A 17,348-nucleotide genomic window follows, 5' to 3' on the forward strand; every position below is an offset into this window, starting at 1 on the left:
AATTGAAATGTGCCACTTCGCTTTCGGCATGAATTTGCTGCGGCCGAGCGTCCGCTTTTCCCGATCTGTGCCTGAAACCGGACCGGCGGAAAACCACCCATCTGAGACCTTCCCGCAGGCGCAGCGCGACGACTGACGCTGGCCGTAAGCGGAATGGCTGCTTCTGAAACGGTCCGCCGGAAAAGCGGACGGCCTCCTATCGACCGAACCCGGTCGCACAGGCTCGTGCGACAGCCGCCGGAAAGCGGACGTCGTGATCTATTGCCACCGATGGCAGCGATTATGGCATCCGATAGATGGTGTCGTTGCGGGCGGCGTGCATATCGGCCCCCTGGGCACACTGGAGCCTCATCGGGGGAAGCGTGCTCGGACCGCTCCGGCGGGCAGCTCCGGCTTCGGCGATTACTTGCCGTGCCGCTTCAGCCACGCCTCCATTTCGGAGATCTCCGTGTCTTGGTCGGCAATGATCCTCTGGGCCATCGCCTTGGTGGCGGGATCCTTGGCGTGCTTCAGCGCGACCTTCGCCATCGCGACCGCGCCTTTGTGATGCGGGATCATGTGGGCGTGGAAATCGACGTCCGGATCGCCGGTGTAAGAAACGTCCATGTCCTTCATCATCGCCGTGTCGGCGACCTTGAACTCTCTGGTCGAGGCGTCGTCCTTCGGATCCGACTTCATCGAGCCCATCTCCATGCCGGCTATTGAGCCGTGACCGTCCACGCCCTGCGCGAGGACTGTACTGGCCAGCCCGGTCGACAGCAGGGCGATAGCAAGAAGTTTGCTGTTGCGGGTCATGAGCTTTCATCTCCGAGGTGGGGGTCACCTGAACTTGCCGCTGTCGGTCATGCCCTCCGGGCTGGCGAGTTGCTCCGCGTCCCTCGGGCTGCCTCGTCAAGCGCCGCGGCCTCGCCGATCATGTGGCTGCCGTCAGCCGGGTCCAGGGGCACTTAAATTGGCCTGCCGCCTATCTTAACGATGGGCGTACTGAAATCGGTCGCCGCAACGGGTTTCCAGTCCTCGCCCGACAAAAACGATGACCTCGAATTGGATGGTTTCACTGAGGCTATTGGAACCCGATGTAACATGCTGAAAAATTGCCGCACCAATCTCGGACCTTAAGGCGCGTAACGCGTAAAGACAAAATCATTGGTCGACGATACGGCAGCATGGCATGGCGCGCAGGTATTCATCAGGACTTCGCTCCGATTGGGCTTGCCACCTTCAAATTGCCCGTATCCCCATCCACCCGTATCGGCGAACTTTTTAGAGTCCTTGACGCTGAATTGGACGTTCGTCGGGGAGCCGGGAACGAACGATTGCGCCTGGCCGAAAACCGCATCGTTTTCCGCGGACGACACATACTCCCAAGCCAACCGCGCAATGATCGCACCGTCTGGGAATGGGCGTGTTCCGTCCCGATATGCCTTGACCGCGATGTCGTTTCCAAGAATGGCGCGAAGGTCGTTGAGCTTGCCGGCTTCGTGCGCAACGCCGATCAACTGCCACTCGCGGTACCCGGCAGGCAAACTGATACCGAAGATCGGAGACGCGTCGTCATCAGCGCTTCCAGTCGCCAAGGGAGCGAAGATCCCGATGCCGGCCCCCATGATGCATGCACCCAAGCGAAGCGTCGTAGTTCTCATGGTGTCCTCCCCTGGACCCTATGCTGAACCGTCTTTCGGTTGACGCAGCGCCGGCGGATGGCGTCAAATCCATGTAGAGGCGACGTTATAAAGCCGGCATACTCGACCTAAAGCGCGCCCCTCGGTTTCGACGGATCTGTTCCGGCAGCCTGAAGTACGCAGGTCTCGACCAGCAGCGACAGTGCCTCTGCGGCGTGCCTCGGATTGCCCTCCGTCAGGCCGTGACGCGCCGCCAGCCACAGGGGGTCGTCGTAACCGATCCAAGTCCGATCCGCCGGATCACACCACACGAGGGCGCGTAGGGGCAGGTCGACGCCGATCGTCTGGTTTGCCTGCATCAGAGGCGTTCCGCCTTCTGCCCTGCCGAACACCAGCAATTGCGTCGGCCTCAGGTCGAGCCCCGCCTGGATCGCCGCAGCCGCATGGTCAAGTCGAAGGAAGACCGCCAGGCCGCGCCTCGTTACCGCACCGACCAGGTTATCCATGGTCTCACCGGGTTGGAAGTGGCTCTGATGCTTGATGAAACCCGCCGTCATGAGCGGCACTCCCCGTCCCAACGAGCAGCAACCTCGTCCATCTTGGCCGCCAGTTCGCTCGGGGTCAGGATGCGCTTGGCAAACAGGATTTTGGCGAACGCGGCAATCCACCGCTCGTAGTAGCTGAGCGCGCCGACCATCTCGGCGCCAAGCGCCTCAACACCCCTACGCTTCTCTTCGGTGTTGAGGATCTTGTGGAAGTCGAGCACGTCGGCGAGGGCGTGGCAGCGTTTTTCCCAAGGCTCAAGTTCGTGTTCGACCCGCTGGATGGGCCCCCCGTCCAGGCCGCCGATGTCGTTCGGCAGCCGCTTCAGCAGCATCTCAGTCTGGGTCATCGGTCGGCTCCGGCGATTGGAAGCGCGACGGGCGCGACGCCGATCATCGTGTCGCGCGTGACGAGGGCAGTCAGTTCCTCCTCGCCCCAGCCGTCCGTTCCTGCCGGCCGCCGCGGCAGGACGAGGAAGCGGACCATCGCGGTCGAGTCGCTTACCCGGATCTCGACGTCGTCGGGGATGACGGTGCCGAACTCGGCGAGAACCGCGCGTGGCTCTCTCACGGCGCGGGCCCGGTAGGGTTTCAGTTTGTACCAGTCGGGTGGCAGCCCGAGGACCGGTCGCGGATAGCAGGAGCACAGCGTACAGACGATCAGGTTGTGCACCCGGTCGGTGTTCTCCAGCACGATCAGCCCGGTGTCGTCGTAGAAGCTGATGCCGAGTTCCTCGCAGGCGGTCCGGCCATCCGCGAGAAGGCGCTCCTTGAAGTCGGGATCAACCCAAGCCCGTGCGACAACCCTGGCGCCGAGCGCGGGCGTGCGCGAGTCCAAGACCTCGATCTGCCTCCGGATCTCGTCCGCGCCGATGAGACGACGCTCGACCAGGAGTTCCCGCACCGCGGTCTCCATAATCTCGTAATAGCCGGGTCGTCCCGAGTGGACGATCTCCGCGAGGGGTTGATCGTGCCCGTGATGATCGTCGTGCGGCTCCGCGTGTGCGCTCATTACCCGATCCTCTCAAGCCAGGTCTCGAACACCTCGATACGCAGGCTGTCACGCGATGCGGCCGCATAACCGGGCCAGAGCTGCGCCATTGCGAAGGCGACGCGGTAGTAGTGCAGCTTCGAACCGGCGTTGCGTCCGTACGCTTCCTCCTCGTTGTCGATCCCGGCCGGCTCGATGACCCTCTCGACCACGCCGTCATGGCCGCGCAGGTAGAGCGGGACGCGATAGTGCCCGACCGGGTGGCGCTGAGAGATCCTGACCCGCGCCCCGACTTCGAAGGTGGGCATCTCACCCATCGCCCTTACGACCCTCTCGCCTCGCGCGATGATGGTCATTCGACAGTGTCCGGCCGGTCGTGCCCCTGAAGGTAATGGTACCCTGCGCCGTCTCGCTCGGCGTAGCCCACGCCCGGGTAGGGCCAGTGATAACCGAGCAGTATCGTGCGCTCACGCGCCGCGCGGTCGAGCAGGCGAACACGACTGTCGATGGCCTGCCCGTCGTCGGCGTCGAAGCCGAACGTCCACTTCGGATTCGGGAAGTATACGGATGGCGTCGTGACGACGTCGCCGACGATGATCAGCCCGTCGCCTCCAGACACCTCAAAGGACAGGTGGCCCGGCGTGTGGCCTGGGGTCGCGATGGCTCGGATACCGGAGATCACCTCGTCTCCCGAGCGCATCATGATCACCCGGTCGCGCACGGCAGCGTACTGACGCCGGGCCCCGATCGCGAATGGTCGCTGCGCATCGGGCAGCTTCGTCCAGACGTCGTCGTGGTTCCAGAAGTCCCATTCGGCCGCGCCGGCGTAGTAGGTGGCATTGGGGAAGCGCAAAGCACCGTCTGCCAGAACGGTCCCCCAGATGTGGTCCGGGTGACCGTGGGTGAGGACCACCTTCGTGATGCTGGCGGCGTCGATGCCCGAAGTCGTGAGGTGTCGCGAGAGCCAGCCAAGACCTGGCTGGAAATCCACTCCGCCGGTATCGAACAGGATCAAGTCCTCACCGCTGCGGATCAGGGGGATGTTGGCCGCGGGTTCGTAATTCTCCGAGACAAGACCGGCGATCTCCAGCGCCGCTCTCCGGTCGGCTGCTGGCGCCTGAGGCGCCAACAGCGTCGTGGGTAGCATCAGTTGCCCGTCGCTGAAGATAGTGACTTCATGGGGACCATGCCTGAACCGATAAGGTGCCCGCGTCCCCACATTCGGGGGAGCGGGCGGGGTGGGCGCCGCTGCGGCGCGCACGGACCGGCTATCTGTCGGGTCTTCTGACCCGATCATGCCGTTGTCTCCTGGCTCAGACCGGGCACTTTGGTGGCGCTGGCTCCGGGCGATCCAGGTTGCCCCGTTCGCTCCTGCGCCTCGGCACAGATCCATTCGCGGAGCGCCGGTTCGGCAGCGATCTCACCGCTGGTGAAGCGAGGCGTGATGTGTTGCGGGCAGTTCCAATCGAATGCCTCGACCCTGATCAGGAAGGCACGTTCGATCACGGCCCGGTAGCCGGGCGGGGCGAAGCGGTTGACGTGTTCGGGGTCGACGCTCCCGTCGACGGCACGCATGCGGCCAAACACTTTCAGGCGGCGCCGGCCCGGATAGTCCATCATGAACAGGGAGACACGGTCTTCGACCGAAACATTTCCGGCCGTCACGTACTGCCGATTGCCGCGAAAATCGGCAAAGCCCAGGTCAGCCTCGCCGAGGACCTTCAGGAAGCCTGGAGGACCGCCGCGGAACTGAACGTAAGGCCAGCCGGTCTGCGAGACCGTGGCGATGTAGAAACCATCGCGTGCCGCGATGAAAGCGCGCTCGCCGGGACCGAGCCGAGCGTCAGGTTCATCGAGCGCGTCGTACCGGGCGTAGTGATTTCGGCTTCCCTGCGCCTCTTGGAGCGCCCTCACCGCCGGCGTGAAAGCGACGTCCGAGTACCTGCGACTCATATTGCCACTCCTTCCGCCAAATCGTGCCCGGTCGGATCGTTCGGCGCTGTCGGCAACTCATTTATTGAGTTGGCCGTACCCGCTCAGACACCTTCGTGAACCAGTCGAGTGAAGAGAGCCGGTGTAATGACGAACCGGCCCCAGACTTCGTCGAAGGCTGCCGTAGGTCTCGCCGCCACGATCTCTTCCAGTGATCGTCCCTGCGCCTTCAGCGCGGCGACCTTGTCCCGCACCGTGACGAGCATGTCGCGGAACCGCTGCAGCCCCGCGCGGTCGCTGACTGGATAGCCGTGGCCGGGGATGACGATGGTGCTTTCGGTCGCCTGGGCAAGATTGGCTTCCGCAGCACGGATGCTCCCGTCGATGCCACCGCCGGTCGAATAGTCGATGAAGGGGTAGACGCCGTTCCAGTACGTGTCGGCGACATGCAGGACGTCGGGCTCCTCGAAGTGAACCGAGATGTCACTGTCCGTGTGGGCGGGCCCATAGTAGCGCAACGCCAGGTTCGCGCCGTCGAGGCTCAGGCGGTGATCTGTTGCGAACACCTCGGTCGGCAGTGCCGCATCCGGAAGCGGCACGAAGTCGAAGTCCCAGTCCTCGACGCGCTGCGTGGTCGATAGGTGCCGGCGCGTGTTCACATGGGCAATGATTGTCGGAGACAGCTCGTGAAGCCAAGCGTTCCCGTCGACGTGATCGAAGTGCCAATGCGTGTTGATAAGATGCGTGACCGGTTCTGGACCGAGCGTCGCGAGCGCTGAGGCGACCTGCGGGCGCGACACGGCGATACCGGCATCGACGAGCACCTTGCCGGCGCGGCCCGCCTGTACCGCGATGTTGCCGCCAGATCCCTCCAAGACCGCGATGTTGCCGCGGAGATGGTGGACCTTGATGGCAGCCGTTGCCGCCTTGGACTTGATCGTCTCGACGATCCCGCGCGCTTTAGCGAAGGATTGCCTCGGGGAGAGCCACGTGCCGTTTGCCCCGAATGTCGTATCCGGCGTGCCACAGAGGCAGAGTCCGCTGTGGGAGAGCTGAAACTGAGATGACGGCATCACGCGGCTCTCCTTTTGGCGGACGGGCCGTTATGGCGTCGACAAGAAATCGAGAAGATCTGCGTTCACGCGGTCCTTGTGGGTGGTGCACAATCCGTGGGGGGCGCCGTCGTAGACCAAGAGCTTCGCATCCTTGATCATCTTTGAAGACCGCATCGCCGAAGCCTTGATCGGCACGATCTGATCGTCGCTCCCGTGAATGACCAGCGTCGGGACATCGAAGCGGGCGAGATCTTGCGTCAGGTCCGTCTCTGAGAACGCCTTGATGCAGAAGTACGAAGCGGGGAAGCCTGCCATCATACCCTGCAGCCAGAACGCCTCGCGTACGCCCTCCGAAATGGCTGCCCCTGGACGGTTGTAGCCGTAGAACGGCAGGCTCAGGTCTTTCCAGAACCGCGACCGGTCAGCCTGCACGGCGGAGCGGAGAGCGTCGAACGCCTCGATGGGCGTCCCGTCTGGATTTTTGACGCCCTTGAGCATCAGCGGCGGGATGGCGCCGATCAGGACGGCCTTCGCGACCTGATCCGTGCCGTGCCTGCCGATGTAGCGGGTGACTTCGCCCCCTCCCGTCGAGTGGCCGACATGCACGACCTCCCGAAGGTCGAGAGCCCGGACCAGCGCGGCCAGGTCGTCCGCGTAGGTATCGAGGTCGTTGCCGGTCCAGGGCTGGCTGGAGCGGCCGTGCCCGCGCCTGTCATGCGCGATGCAGCGGTACCCCGCGCTGGCGAGGAAGAACATCTGATCCTCGAAGGCGTCGGCGCTGAGAGGCCAGCCGTGGCTGAAGACCACGGGTTGCCCCTCGCCCCAGTCCTTGAAAAAGATCTCGGCGCCGTCCTCGACCTTGATCGTGCCCATGCGCCGTCCCCTCGCGTGCCATCCGCATGTCAGCCGCCGCCATCGTTACGGTCGAGGAAGTCCCGAATCATCGGCGCCATGACGTCGAGCTTGTCTTCGAGGGCGAAGTGCCCGGTATCGAGCAGATGCAGCTCGGCATCTGGTAGGTCCCGCAGGTACGGATGCGCGCCGTCGGCCGGGAAGATGGTGTCGTTCTTGCCCCAGACGATCAGCGTCGGGGGCCTGTGCGCGCGGAAGAAGGCCTGGAATTGCGGGTAGAGCGGTACGTTGGTGCCGTAGTCGCGGAAGAGGTCGAGCTGGATGTCCTTGTTGCCCGGCCTGTCGAGGAGCACCTGGTCGTGCAGCCAGTTGTCCGGATCGATCCGGGTCACGTCGGCCACGCCGTCGACGTACTGAAACTTTGTCGTTTCCGGCGCGACCAAGAAGGCGAGAGCCTCGCGCCGCTCCGGGGTATCCTCCCGCCAGTAGGCCTTGATGGGATCCCAGAACGCCTTCAGCCCCTCCTCGTACGCGTTGCCGTTCTGGACGATTAACGCGCTGACGCGTTCGGGATGCTTGAGGGCGAGCCGATAGCCAACCGGGGCACCGTAATCCATCACGTACATCGCGTAGCGGTCCGCCCCCAGTTGGGAGAGAAGCCCATCGACGAGATCGGCATAGTGCGCGAACGTATAAGCGAACGTCCGGTGATCGGGCGCGTCGCTGCCGCCGAAGCCTGGATAGTCGGGGGCGATGACGCGGTAGCGGTCCGCGAGGAGCGGGATCAGGTTGCGGAACATGTGCGATGAGGTCGGGAAGCCGTGCAACAGCAACACGACCGGAGCGCTCGCGGGGCCGGCTTCCCGGTAGAAGACGTTCACGTCCTCGACCTTGGCGGTGCGGTAATGGGTGACCGGAATGCTGCCGGGATCAGTCACATGGCCCCCTTCGCATCGAAGCAGTTGATCGAAGTTAGCGTATTGTGATCGATGACAGAATGCCTAAGCTACGGAATCCTTGATTTCGCGGGGCGGAACAATGATCGACCGTCTCGACGCGATGCGGGTGTTCGTCGCCGCCCTCGACGAAGGTAGTCTCGCATCCGCTGGCCGACGTCTCAATCGCTCGCCCGCCGCCGTGACGCGGGCCATCGCCGCTCTTGAGAACCATGTCGGTGTTCAGCTCCTGCACCGGACGACACGACGGCTGCAATTGACCGAGGCCGGCGAGCAGTACGCGGCCGTCTGCCGCAGGGTGCTGACGGACTTGGATGATGCCGACCTCGCCGCTGCCGGACATCGGGCTGCCCCGCGGGGCGTCCTGACCGTCACAGCGCCGGTGATGTTCGGGACACGGGTCCTGCGCCCGGTCGTGGGTGAGTTCCTGAAGGCATATCCTGCGATGCAGGTCCGCTACCTGCTGCTCAATCGGATCACGAACCTCCTCGATGAGGGCATCGACGTCGCGCTCCGGATCGCCCCGCTTCAGGAGTCTAACCTGATAGCGGTACGCATCGGCGAAGTTCGACACGTTCTGTGTGCATCGCCGAAGTACCTGGATGGCCGGCCGCCAATCGCATCCCTGTCCGATCTGGCGCAGCACGACTTCATCGGCATCGAGCCCACGAGCCCGAACGACATCTGGAGTTTTCCGCCCTTGGCCGGAGGCAGAGTGCCCCGCACGGTCCGGGTCAAGCCGCGCCTGATGGTCAACACCGACGAGGCCGCCGTCAGCGCGGCGGTCGACGGCGAGGGCATCGCCCGGATCTTCTCCTACAAGATCCAGCAGGAAGTCTCCGGCGGCAGCCTAGTCGTCCTACTTCCAGAGGACGAGCCGCCGCCCGTGCCCGTACATCTCATCACGCTACCGGACCGACTGTCGCTCGCCAAAGTGCGGACCTTCATGGACTTCGCCGCCGTCCGCCTGAAGGCCGACTTCGACCGCACCCCGCCGCATCCCGAGGACCAACCGTCCTGCCGGGAAAGGCTCGATGGCGAGGTCTCGCGCCGGCGATTGATGCCGAATGAGGATGGCGCCGGCTGGCCATCGGGAACTTCATGACCGGTCGCCGCGTGGATCCCGCGGCGTGCCGCCCCTTCAACGCCTCAACCGCGGATCATCCTGGGTGACGCGGCTGCGCACAGTGAAGACGCCGCTTCCAGACAGGATGGCGCTCCGGGCGAGGAGACGGCCGCTCTGCCAGTTGGACAGCCCGAGTTCGGGCTGGTTAAGGGCATATTGCCCGTCGACCCACCGGGTGAACCCGTCGCCGACAAAGGGCGCGTTCACCGTGTCGTAGAAGCGGCGATGCGCCTCCGGGTCCCGGCTGATCAGCGAGGCGGCAAAACGCGGGCTGTGGCGATTGAACAGGGTCACCGCGTGATCGAGATCATCAACGATCTTCAGGCTGACCTCGGGCGTGTCCTCCCACTCCCACTCGTGGCCGAGATCACCCTCCGATTGGATCTCCGTCAGCGGCTCGGTGCGTTCGCTCTCGGCGCGCCGGACCCGGACGGTGGCGGTACGCCAGGCCTCCGGCAGAACGGTCTCGTCGCCCACGACCACGTGAAGCTTGCATCCGAAGCCGCGCGCTCGGCCGGCGGCCTCCAGGGCCGCCAGGAAGGCCGGCACCAGGTCTGTCACCCGGGCGCGATGGATGCAGCACACGTTCAGCGTATTGCAGACCTTCCGGTCCAAGGAGGCTTCGACAGTCGCGGAGAAGCGCCCCGCATCCGCGTCCCGGTCGGCAACCATCCAAGCGCCTCCGGTTCCGTGAAGGCTGACCGCCGTGCCGGCCTGCCGGGCGACGCTCCCAAGCTGGGCTACGGCACGACCCGATCCGCGTGCCACCGCCAGCGAGAGCCGGCGGTCCGCGAAGAGCGCCCAGCCAGTCGACCGTTCCGGGCTCTCGACGAGCGAGATGGCTCCGGGCGGGAGGCCGGCCTCATCGAGCGCGGGCACGAGGGCGTGCCGCATGATGGCCTGTGCGGTGCCGAGCGCGTCGCTACCGATGCGGAAGACGGCCGTGTTGCCGCTGCGCAGGACACCCGCTGCATCGGCGAGCACGTTCGGGCGTCCCTCGAAGACGAAGCCGACCACCCCGAGCGGTGCCGCCACCTGCTCGACCGTCCAGCCAGTATGGACGATGCGTTCGACCACGCGGCCGCGCAACGTCTCGCTGTCACGCCACGCCCGAAGGCCCGCGATCATGTCCTGCCGCATCCGATCGGTGGCGACGAGCCGGGTCGTCGAACGGCCACTGCCCTGGGCGCGCTCGACATCCTGCCGGTTCGCCTCGGCGATGGCACGCCAAGCCGAAGGATCTTCGAGGAGCGCAGCGAAACGGTCGAAGAACCGCTCGACGGCCCGATCCGGTATGGCCGACATCGCCATGAAGGCGGCATGCGCCCGGTCCACCGCGGAAGCGGCCAAGGCGATCTGAGCCGCGGGGATGTGGAGCAGGTCTCCGGTCTCCTGCAGGACCAGCAGATGATCGCCGGGCTGGAAGGCCTCCGCGAGTTCCGGCGTGATCACGGTCAGACGGTCCCCGCCGAAAGGCACAGGAGTTCCCGATACGAGGCGCGCGATGGTGGTCGTCATGGGAGCGGGCATAGGGCGATCTCGGTGTTGAAACCAAGCCGAGCCGTCGTGGAAAGCGACCACCCATTCGAACGGTGTGCCGACGGTCGGCGCGATAAGGGCTTCTCTGCCGCTCCGGAGGGATCCGGTCGGCGAGATGAGCACGGTGTCCGCATCACCATACCCGGAAGGCGGTGACCCAACTGCAGCACACCTCTTGCCGAAACCCACGCGCTCACGGCGTTGACCAGCGAGATTGCTGACTGGGCGCGCCCTTGGCGCGAGCCGCAATCGAGCGTCCCGCTTCGTCGCGAGCGGACTTTTCGAGACCCGTGACCAGGATATCGACGAGGCGCATGGCCGATTGCCTCCGGTCCGGGCCGGAGCTGATGTTGGCCACGCTTGCCACCGCCCGCAGCAGGTCGAGCGGCTCCATGCCGAGTTGGATCTCCCCCGCGGCGACCGCGCGGTCGCACAACATGGCCATGGACTGCTTAATTTGGGCGCCGGACGCGGCGTACAGGCCGGCCGGTCCGTCCGTCATCGCATTGAGGGCCTCCGACATGCCCTGCTTCGTCGCCATGTAGTCGACGAACACCAGCATCCATTCCCGCAGGGCCTCCGTCGGGGAACGGGTGGCTGTGAGCCGCTCCGCGGCCTCTGCGAGATGCGCGGTCTCGTTCCTGTAGACCGCCTCGATCAGGGCGTCGCGGGTCGGGAAATGGCGGTAGAGCGTGCCAACACCCACGCCTGCCGCGCGCGCGATCTCCTCCAAGCCGGCGGCCGCGCCCTTCTCGGCGAAGGTCACCTTGGCCGTGTCGAGCAGCCGGGCGCGATTGCGCTGGGCGTCGGCACGCGGCCTGCGGGCTGCCGGACGAGGCTCCTCTTCGGTCACGGGCTACCACCTCTTGCTAAACGGAGGATCCCTCCGTATTTAAACGGAGGCAACCTCCTCTTATCGACTTGTAGGCCGGCGAACAATGGCTTCGCGGGCGGCGGGCGAGGTGTGTCCACTGGCAAGGAGAGCAACATGGCCGCATCATTCGGGGCGACCTCGACCACCGACGAGGTGCTCGCGGGCGTCGATCTCAACAAAAAGCGCGTGCTCGTCACCGGCGTCTCTGCGGGGCTTGGCGTCGAGACGGCCCGCGCCCTTGTTGCGCACGGGGCGCAGGTCGTCGGCACGGCGCGGGATCTCGCCAAGGCCGAGGCGGCGACTACCGTGGTGCGCGATCAGGCGGCGCATGGCGGAAGTCTTGAATTGGTCGCGCTCGATCTCGCCTCCCTGGCGAGCGTCCGAGCCTGCGCCGACGCGCTGCTGGCGGACGGCAGGCCGTTCGACGTCGTCATCGCCAACGCCGGCGTCATGGCCACGCCGATGGGTCGCACGGCCGACGGCTTCGAGACGCAGTTCGGCACGAACCACCTCGGGCACTTCGTCCTCGTGAACCGGATCGCGTCCTTGATCCGGGACGGCGGCCGGCTGGTCATGGTCGCCTCGGCCGGTCATCGCTACGCGGAACCGGATCTCGACGACCCGGGCTTCAAGCACACGCCCTACGACCCGATGGTGGCGTACGGGCGCTCGAAGACGGCCAACATCCAGTTCGCGGTGGAGTTCGACCGGCGGCACAGGACGCGCGACGTGCGGGCGACGGCCCTGCACCCCGGCGGCATCCAGACCGAGCTCGGTCGGCATGTGGGCCAGGGCGCCGTCGCCCAGTCGGTCGAGCGGATCAACGCCGACCTCGCTGCGGCCGGCAAGCCTGCTTTTGCCTGGAAGACCATTCCCGAAGGAGCTGCCACGTCGGTTTGGGCGGCCTTCGTGGCGTCGGCGGAGGCAGTCGGCGGCCGCTATTGCGAGAACTGCCACGTGTCCGGGATCACCGACGGGTTGATCACTCCCGTCAGCGAGGGCGTGCGCTCCTATGCGCTGGATCCCGAGCGCGCGCGTGCGCTTTGGGCGAAGAGCGAGGACTTGGTTGGCGAGCGCTACTGAGCGCGTCTTGCTCGGCGCGGCCCGGCTCCACGTGCTTGATGTGTCCCAACGTCAGAATAGCGTAGCCGCCGGCTTGGACGATGTCCGTTTCGGGGACGCACATGATGGACATCTAGTGACTGGAATGGGCGCATTCCGGAAAGTCTGCTTCTAGGCTGAGCGCAATGATCGGTTGGGGAGCCGGGCAGAAGCTGCGGTAGGTCCGGAGCTTCTATGCCAGCGCCTTGGCGGCGTTTGCGCCATGCTCGCGGACATGAACCTCAGCGAGCTGGATGCGAGGGCTGAGGCTCTGGTCGGCCAGCCAACCGCTGACCCAAGCGAAAATATGGTCCGCGAACGCCTCGCAGCTCACGCGCGGAAGAACGACAAGCTGGATCAGACCGAGCTCGTCCATTGCTTGCATCTGGGAGAGCAGCGGATCGTCCGCAGCCACCAGCGTCTTGTGGTCGAAGGTTTGCTCCAGCCACCGCCTGACCGGTTTCAGGCTGCCGAAGTCCATGACCCAGCTACGAGCGTCGAGATCGTCGGCTTCGAACTCCAAGTGCACGGCGAGCGCGTAGCCGTGGAGGAACTTGCAGTGGGAGGTCGATCGCCACTGCCGAAAACAGCAAGATAGGCCGATGTCGTGCCCATATGTCTTTGTACTTCGAAACCTCACGCGCCCATCTCCAAACGCATCCTTCACGAGACCACAAACTGAATGATGCCTAGTTATCGCACTCAATTATTCCACGCGACGGCCAGACCTAAGGCAGCATGACGCTGCATTAACTCATGTTCCGTAAACTGCCCTCGGGGAGAGGTTTAGACATGACGACTACGATCGAATTGCTGAGCGAGAAAGCAGCTATGGTGCGAGTGGGTACCCGCAGCATCAATTGCTGGGTCTATGCCGTCACGGGCGACCGGGTGCGAGAAGTGGTCGACTGGGTAGATGGCAAGTCCCTGCCCATGCAGATGGTCGTTCACTGGGACGGCGGCAGAATCCTCGCCGCCTATCTGATGTTTGGTAGGGTTGCCTACAGCCACGATCGCCTCCAGAATATAAACAGTGCGCTGACCCTGTTTCAGCTCGCATGGAAACAAGCAGAAGGATTTCAGTGGCTTGTTGGAGAGGCTCCTAAAGCGACAAAGGCCTTATGAAGTTGGTATAAGCACCTCGATCAACTGCTACGAGCTGAGAATTCCGCTAAGATTTGATCGTATAGCGCCTCGCCTGAGAAGAAAGGCGCAAGCTGACGACGGCACGGCTCAAGATCGAAGCCGCCTTCCGAGATACGGGCGAGAATTTTGCGAAGGTGAGCTACCAGAGCTGATTTATTTTGTTGATATGTATCAGGCATGGTCCACTCGCTTGGATACTGAAATTCCTTCGGGTACATCTCCTGATAGGAGAGCCTCTGGGGCACCACCGGCACTGCCCCAGCCAGCACGCCTTCATAGCAGCCAATGCCAAGGGTCTCCTGCAACGAGCACGAGAACACCACCCGGCTTCGCGCTAGCAGATCGTGGTAGTCCGCCTTGCTGCGCTTGGTCTCCTGCGCCACCACGAACTGCCAGTCGGGAAACTCCCTTCCCACCTCCTTGAACATGCTCTCCTGCTTCTCAGGAGCCCGCCGATGCGGAAACAGCACGATGTTTTCCTTGGGTACGCCAAGGAAAGGCTGCAACTCGTCGGCTAGATACTCCATGGGCCAGCCAACCTTGGCCACCCGCATGTCGTCCTTGCTGACCTTGAGGGCCTCGCGGAACATGTCGATGTGGGCCTGCGTGGCGAAGGCGCTCACGTCATAGGCCGCGAACAGCGCACGCTCCATGGCCTCGGCCCACGGCGCATACTTCAAGGGGATGCGGCCGAGGAAGTCCTCGGGATCATAGTGCCCGGCATGCCAAAGGCCCACGATGCGCACTGGCACCTTGCGCAACGCGCTCATGTAGCGGACCTGATGCACGCCAGGGTGCCAGGCATCGGTGAACACGAACACGTCGCCCGGCTGCACTTCCTTGCGCTGGAAGTGCTCGGCCACCCTGGCGATCTGCGTGCTCTTGAAAACGTTGGTACCGGCGAAGTCGAGAAAGGCACCCTCGGTGGGCATCTGCTCGGGCATGTCGCCATCAACCTCGATCACCCTCGTAGTCACGCCCCGATCAGCTGCAGCGTGCTCGATCTGCATGCGGAGATGTTGCCGCCACTGGTCGGTGTAGCGCTGTTCGTGACCCTCGATGGGCAGCAGCCAAACGTTCATCATTGCGGCTTCTCATAGCGCATGAACGCGCCGCACTCGCCGTCCTCGTCCACTTCGATCCAGATGTCCCGGCGCTGAAAGCACTCCTCCTGCACCATGCGCGCATAGAGGTCGTTGGCCAGCATCTCGCAACTTTTGCCCTCAGCTTCCAGCGTGCCGCCTTCGGCATAGAGAGCCTCAAGCCAAGCCTGCGTGAGGTGGAACTCGATCTCTCGGTTGTCCCCCCACACCTCGATCCACACGCGGAACCCAAATTGATGGCGGTGACGCTGGCGAAGGTAGGCAACCTCTTTCGGTGCATCCGGATAGCAGTGGAAGCCACGCACCTTGAACGTGACCCAAATCATACGCTTGGGCGACACGCCCGCGATCATTGCAGCAGCGGCCATGATTAATCAGCAGCAGAGAGGGTATATGCACGATTTTCCCGCGCAGCGAGCACAACCCAGAATATTGCACTAGCTATCATCTTGACGCCGTAGTGTATCTAAAACAAAGGCTGACTCCAAAAGTGCCAGGGATCAATCCATTTCATCCAACCGAGGAATATCAGGCCATCGAACGGGGTAGATATGGCTGATGAAATCAAGATACGGTTCTTAAGACTGCGTTTGGTAATAATGAAAACGGCACAATCGATGCATTCGCTTACTGCGAATGCTGTGCCGCTAGCCATGCCGATATCGTGACCGATGAATGCATAAGTTAGCCATGCAGCTATCAGCGTGAAAACGATCACGCCGTTGCCCACGGCTTGCTGCGTGTAGTCGCGCATCACGAAGATGAGCCCCACCAGCAGCAGCCCTGGCGGCATCATCACGCCGAAGACCGAAACATCTTTCCACTCACCAATGGTGTGATTCACCCACAGTGCAACGCCCACATAGGCAATGCACATAGCGACCGCAGCAAGCCTAAGCGCGTTGTTTGACGTAGCAATCCAAACGGGCTTTGTGTTCTTCGATGAAGGCGTGGGCATTGTAAGGGATCGTACCTTTGCGCGGTGACGGCACTTCAGCCAGCGGGCCGTCGAAGTGCATGTCTGGCAGTTCTGCAAGTTCGTCCGTAAGCCCGATCGCATGATTGGGCGCGAACACCATTTCGATGAGTGTTCGGATCAACAACAGTTGAGGAGGGAAATTGTTGCGTACTTCCCTGTCTTTTTTTGTCCATCGGTCCAGAACTTGTTCCATAGCCCTTGTGTAGGCATCCACATTATGGACGCACATTAGCAAGGCGGTGTTGCCCGTGGGCTTAATGACGAAGTTCAGCGGATCTGGGTCATCCTTTTCCCTACGCACCACTGCTACATCGTTGAGCGCCAGGGTTTTGCCGATCACACTGATAGCTGCGTAGGCCGTGGGGCGTCCCTGCATGGCTTGATAGGAGCCCAGCTTGTCAAACACTACTCTGTTGCGTTCGTCCTCCGCTTGGGCGTGGCACCAGTCGTTGATAGGGAATGACAGTTCGTTGTGGTGCCCGTACTCGCTCTTGGCCGCCCCAGACGGACGCACGTATTCAAAGGGAATGCTCACGTTGTCGATGCAGTAGAAAGCACCAAGGCGGTAGCGCTCGTTGGCCTCTTGGAAGGGCGTTGCAGTGTCAAAGGTGATCTGCAACTCGGGATTTATGCTCGCGCGGATGCAGCGCTGAATGGTAGTGAGGACGCATCCGCTCTCGAATGTGCCCGTGCCCAGAACGTGAATGTGCTTGATCTTGGCTAGCAGTCCGTCGTCGCGCATGTCGATTAGGCGATGCAGCATGAGCCGCACGCTAGTGTTGCTGGTACCGGCGAAGGCGATGCCCTCTGCGTCGGCGATGTAGCCCTTGTGGGCCTCATACCAAACCCGGCTCTCTGGCTCGCTGGTACCTTGCAGCACAACAAGCAGCCGAGTGCCCGGCTGGCGATGCTGAAGCATAATTTCGGTGTTGATCTGGGTTTGCCGCATGCAAGCGTTAAATGCGATACCCAACCCGTTCGCGGCGTTCATAGCTGCAAGGTCTTCACCGTCAACATGGGTTAGACGGTGAATGTGCTTGTCCATCTCGCCTGTGTTGATGCCGCCCGTGGGGAAGTCCAGCGCCATCACGTAGTCGCCGTGAGCCTCCTGCCAGCGCAGCGATTGCAGCACGGTTTGTTGGTAGCGCCAGGGGCCAAGCGTCCCCTGCTGGATTTGGAAGCCGCCACTGTCAGCCACCACGAACGAACTGCGAGGATCGCGCTCGGTGATCATGGTACTGGCGCTGCTGAGACCGCCGCTCTCTGTCATCACTTGGCCAGCACTGGCCAGGGTGGCGGGATAGCGGAAGATGCCACCCGCGCGGAGGTAGTCCAGCATGGTGCCTGGAAGCCCCTCGCAACTCCACCTGGGATCAGCAGCAACCTTGGCGTAGCCGTGGCTGATCGCTGGGAGGTAGCGAGCCACGTTCTGCTGATGAGGGAACAAGCGATCAAGCATGGCCAAGCTGGTGCATGCCGCTGGCTTAAGGAAGGGCTAACACCCACAAGGCTAAAAAATTTAGGACCTAA

At 63.3% G+C, this 17,348-nt stretch carries 21 protein-coding genes; 3 read left to right on the forward strand and 18 right to left on the reverse strand.

Going from position 1 to position 17,348, the window contains the following annotated elements; all coding sequences use genetic code 11:
* Positions 1-402: 402 nt before the first annotated feature.
* From copM to MCBMB27_RS27430, 11 genes are all read right to left on the reverse strand, one after another.
* Positions 403-795, reverse strand: coding sequence for a CopM family metallochaperone (copM, locus tag MCBMB27_RS27380; RefSeq protein WP_043758545.1), 393 nt, complete (start codon positions 793-795; stop codon positions 403-405).
* A 320-nt stretch (positions 796-1,115) separates the two neighbouring features.
* On the reverse strand, positions 1,116-1,643 hold the full coding sequence (locus tag MCBMB27_RS27385) for a cytochrome P460 family protein (RefSeq protein ID WP_083683766.1): 528 nt from the start codon (positions 1,641-1,643) through the stop codon (positions 1,116-1,118).
* A 107-nt stretch (positions 1,644-1,750) separates the two neighbouring features.
* Complete coding sequence (locus MCBMB27_RS27390) at positions 1,751-2,179, reverse strand: DUF302 domain-containing protein (RefSeq protein ID WP_075381791.1); 429 nt, start codon at positions 2,177-2,179, stop codon at positions 1,751-1,753.
* The gene (locus tag MCBMB27_RS27395) at positions 2,176-2,514 is read right to left on the reverse strand and encodes an SH3-like domain-containing protein (RefSeq protein WP_075381792.1); all 339 of its coding nucleotides are present in this window, start codon (positions 2,512-2,514) and stop codon (positions 2,176-2,178) included. Before MCBMB27_RS27395 ends, MCBMB27_RS27390 begins: the two co-directional genes overlap by 4 nt.
* On the reverse strand, positions 2,511-3,176 hold the full coding sequence (gene nthA / locus MCBMB27_RS27400) for a nitrile hydratase subunit alpha (protein WP_075381793.1): 666 nt from the start codon (positions 3,174-3,176) through the stop codon (positions 2,511-2,513). Before nthA ends, MCBMB27_RS27395 begins: the two co-directional genes overlap by 4 nt.
* On the reverse strand, positions 3,176-3,511 hold the full coding sequence (locus tag MCBMB27_RS27405; protein WP_075381794.1) for an SH3-like domain-containing protein: 336 nt from the start codon (positions 3,509-3,511) through the stop codon (positions 3,176-3,178). Before MCBMB27_RS27405 ends, nthA begins: the two co-directional genes overlap by 1 nt.
* A complete protein-coding gene (locus MCBMB27_RS27410) occupies positions 3,508-4,302 on the reverse strand; it encodes an MBL fold metallo-hydrolase (protein WP_052083645.1) in 795 nt (264 codons plus the stop codon). The genes MCBMB27_RS27405 and MCBMB27_RS27410 overlap by 4 nt, the downstream gene beginning before the upstream one ends.
* A gap of 146 nt (positions 4,303-4,448) precedes the next feature.
* Positions 4,449-5,108: a pyridoxamine 5'-phosphate oxidase family protein gene (locus MCBMB27_RS27415; RefSeq protein WP_075381795.1), complete on the reverse strand. Its 660-nt coding sequence runs from the start codon at positions 5,106-5,108 to the stop codon at positions 4,449-4,451.
* Positions 5,109-5,191: 83 nt separating this feature from the next.
* A complete protein-coding gene (locus tag MCBMB27_RS27420) occupies positions 5,192-6,160 on the reverse strand; it encodes an MBL fold metallo-hydrolase (RefSeq protein ID WP_075381796.1) in 969 nt (322 codons plus the stop codon).
* A 30-nt stretch (positions 6,161-6,190) separates the two neighbouring features.
* Entirely contained in the window at positions 6,191-7,015 is an 825-nt protein-coding gene (locus MCBMB27_RS27425) for an alpha/beta fold hydrolase (protein WP_043758556.1), read from the reverse strand.
* A 29-nt stretch (positions 7,016-7,044) separates the two neighbouring features.
* Positions 7,045-7,932: an alpha/beta fold hydrolase gene (locus MCBMB27_RS27430; protein WP_091955269.1), complete on the reverse strand. Its 888-nt coding sequence runs from the start codon at positions 7,930-7,932 to the stop codon at positions 7,045-7,047.
* A gap of 103 nt (positions 7,933-8,035) precedes the next feature.
* On the opposite strand from MCBMB27_RS27430, the gene MCBMB27_RS27435 reads away from it, so the two are divergent.
* Positions 8,036-9,055: a LysR family transcriptional regulator gene (locus tag MCBMB27_RS27435; RefSeq protein WP_083683890.1), complete on the forward strand. Its 1,020-nt coding sequence runs from the start codon at positions 8,036-8,038 to the stop codon at positions 9,053-9,055.
* 36 nt (positions 9,056-9,091) lie between these two features.
* On the opposite strand, the gene MCBMB27_RS27440 is transcribed toward MCBMB27_RS27435, so the two are convergent.
* Complete coding sequence (locus MCBMB27_RS27440; protein ID WP_236952851.1) at positions 9,092-10,864, reverse strand: aldehyde dehydrogenase family protein; 1,773 nt, start codon at positions 10,862-10,864, stop codon at positions 9,092-9,094.
* Complete coding sequence (locus tag MCBMB27_RS27445; protein ID WP_075381799.1) at positions 10,809-11,468, reverse strand: TetR/AcrR family transcriptional regulator; 660 nt, start codon at positions 11,466-11,468, stop codon at positions 10,809-10,811. The genes MCBMB27_RS27440 and MCBMB27_RS27445 overlap by 56 nt, the downstream gene beginning before the upstream one ends.
* A 135-nt stretch (positions 11,469-11,603) precedes the next feature.
* On the opposite strand from MCBMB27_RS27445, the gene MCBMB27_RS27450 reads away from it, so the two are divergent.
* The gene (locus MCBMB27_RS27450; RefSeq protein WP_043758562.1) at positions 11,604-12,572 is read left to right on the forward strand and encodes an SDR family NAD(P)-dependent oxidoreductase; all 969 of its coding nucleotides are present in this window, start codon (positions 11,604-11,606) and stop codon (positions 12,570-12,572) included.
* A 211-nt stretch (positions 12,573-12,783) separates the two neighbouring features.
* Here the strand turns inward: MCBMB27_RS27450 and MCBMB27_RS27455 are convergent, their stop codons facing one another.
* Positions 12,784-13,257: a 6-pyruvoyl trahydropterin synthase family protein gene (locus MCBMB27_RS27455; protein WP_335633059.1), complete on the reverse strand. Its 474-nt coding sequence runs from the start codon at positions 13,255-13,257 to the stop codon at positions 12,784-12,786.
* Positions 13,258-13,382: 125 nt separating this feature from the next.
* On the opposite strand from MCBMB27_RS27455, the gene MCBMB27_RS29885 reads away from it, so the two are divergent.
* Positions 13,383-13,715 carry a hypothetical protein gene (locus MCBMB27_RS29885; RefSeq protein WP_139231625.1) on the forward strand — a complete coding sequence of 111 codons (333 nt, stop codon included), beginning with the start codon at positions 13,383-13,385 and terminating at the stop codon, positions 13,713-13,715.
* Positions 13,716-13,735: 20 nt separating this feature from the next.
* Here MCBMB27_RS29885 and MCBMB27_RS27460 read toward each other — a convergent pair whose 3' ends face one another.
* From MCBMB27_RS27460 to MCBMB27_RS27470, 4 genes are all read right to left on the reverse strand, one after another.
* Complete coding sequence (locus tag MCBMB27_RS27460; RefSeq protein WP_075381801.1) at positions 13,736-14,821, reverse strand: glycosyltransferase family protein; 1,086 nt, start codon at positions 14,819-14,821, stop codon at positions 13,736-13,738.
* Positions 14,818-15,207, reverse strand: coding sequence for a hypothetical protein (locus tag MCBMB27_RS27465; RefSeq protein ID WP_075381802.1), 390 nt, complete (start codon positions 15,205-15,207; stop codon positions 14,818-14,820). Before MCBMB27_RS27465 ends, MCBMB27_RS27460 begins: the two co-directional genes overlap by 4 nt.
* A 98-nt stretch (positions 15,208-15,305) precedes the next feature.
* A complete protein-coding gene (locus MCBMB27_RS29890; RefSeq protein ID WP_139231626.1) occupies positions 15,306-15,797 on the reverse strand; it encodes a preQ0 transporter in 492 nt (163 codons plus the stop codon).
* Positions 15,733-17,277, reverse strand: a complete 1,545-nt coding sequence (locus MCBMB27_RS27470; RefSeq protein WP_159020386.1) for a hypothetical protein — start codon at positions 17,275-17,277, stop codon at positions 15,733-15,735. The genes MCBMB27_RS29890 and MCBMB27_RS27470 overlap by 65 nt, the downstream gene beginning before the upstream one ends.
* Positions 17,278-17,348: the final 71 nt, after the last annotated feature.

Origin of the sequence: Methylobacterium phyllosphaerae, assembly GCF_001936175.1 — a bacterium.
GTDB lineage: Bacteria > Pseudomonadota > Alphaproteobacteria > Rhizobiales > Beijerinckiaceae > Methylobacterium > Methylobacterium fujisawaense.